This is a genomic window from Allobosea sp. BE125 (assembly GCF_031456075.1).
Lineage (GTDB): Bacteria > Pseudomonadota > Alphaproteobacteria > Rhizobiales > Beijerinckiaceae > Allobosea.
Genome location: NZ_JAVDTY010000026.1, coordinates 1 through 1,151 on the forward strand (window position 1 = coordinate 1; position 1,151 = coordinate 1,151).

Annotated in this window: 1 protein-coding gene; it reads left to right on the top strand. The window is 63.7% G+C overall.

What is annotated here, in order from left to right:
• Positions 1–180 precede the first annotated feature (180 nt).
• The gene (locus J2Y55_RS30070; RefSeq protein WP_310160544.1) at positions 181–1,128 is read left to right on the top strand and encodes an IS110 family RNA-guided transposase; all 948 of its coding nucleotides are present in this window, start codon (positions 181–183) and stop codon (positions 1,126–1,128) included.
• Positions 1,129–1,151 lie beyond the last annotated feature (23 nt).

The following is a 1,151-nucleotide window of genomic DNA, read 5'->3' on the forward strand; positions in this document are numbered from 1 at the left end:
GCGCCCCCTTGTATCTTTGATTTGCCAGTCGGTTTTGTACCGGCGAGGTTTGAGGCGGAAGTCAGCCCGATCCCCCCTTGGGTGAGTTGAGCCCGTGGATGAGCGAGGTGCGGCTTCCGCCTTTTTGTCCCGAACCCGGACAGCCGCTTGGGCCCGAGCCCGCATTTGCAAGGATGGGTCATGGATGAAGCTCTCGCTGTTTTCGTCGGCATCGACGTATCCAAGGATCGTCTCGACGTTCACCTGCGACCATCGGGAGAGGCCTTCTTCGTCTCTCGCGACGGCCGAGGGTTAGACGAGCTGACGGCACGCCTGGCGGCCTGCCCGGTCGCCCTGGTGGTGATCGAGGCGACCGGCGGGTTTGAAACCACGGTGGCGGCCGCGCTCGCCGGAGCAGGCTTGCCGCTCTGCGTCGTCAACCCGCGTCAGATCCGCGACTTCGCCCGCGCCATGGGACGACTGGCCAAGACCGACGCCCTCGACGCCGAAGTGATCGCGCTCTTTGCCGAGCGGATCAGGCCACAGGCGAGAGCCGTCCCTGCTCCGGAGGCGACGAGGCTGGCCGAACTCGTCGCGAGGCGCCGTCAGATCATCGAGATGATCGGAATGGAGGCCAATCGCGCGCGGCGCATGCCTGACAAGCGCCTCGCCAAAGGCCTCGCCCGACACATCGCCTTCCTGGAGAAGGAGCTGAGCGAGATCGACCGCACCATCGGTGACGGCATCAAGAACTCGCCGGCATGGCGCGAGACCGAAACATTGCTCAAGTCCGTGCCCGGGATTGGCGATGTCACCGCTCGCACTCTCATCGCCGAAGTTCCCGAGCTTGGCTCCATCGATCGCCAGAAGCTCGCAGCCCTCGTCGGCGTCGCACCGATGAACCGCGACTCCGGCATGATGCGCGGCCACAGAACCATCGTGGGAGGCAGAACCTGCGTTCGCAACACCTTGTATATGGCAGCGCTCGCCGCCATTCGGCACAATGGCGTCTTCAAAACCTTCTACGAGCGCCTCACCACGCGAGGACGACCCAAAAAGGTCGCCATCGTCGCCGTCATCCGAAAGCTGCTCACAACCCTCAACGCAATCGTCAGAGACAACACCCCCTGGCGAACACAAAACCCTTGACCAACAACACAGCCGCTCATCCG

What these genes read in the sequence shown, in the direction of transcription:
- J2Y55_RS30070 (WP_310160544.1), top strand. Translation starts at nt 181, where the DNA reads ATGGATGAAGCTCTCGCTGTTTTCGTCGGCATCGACGTATCCAAGGAT.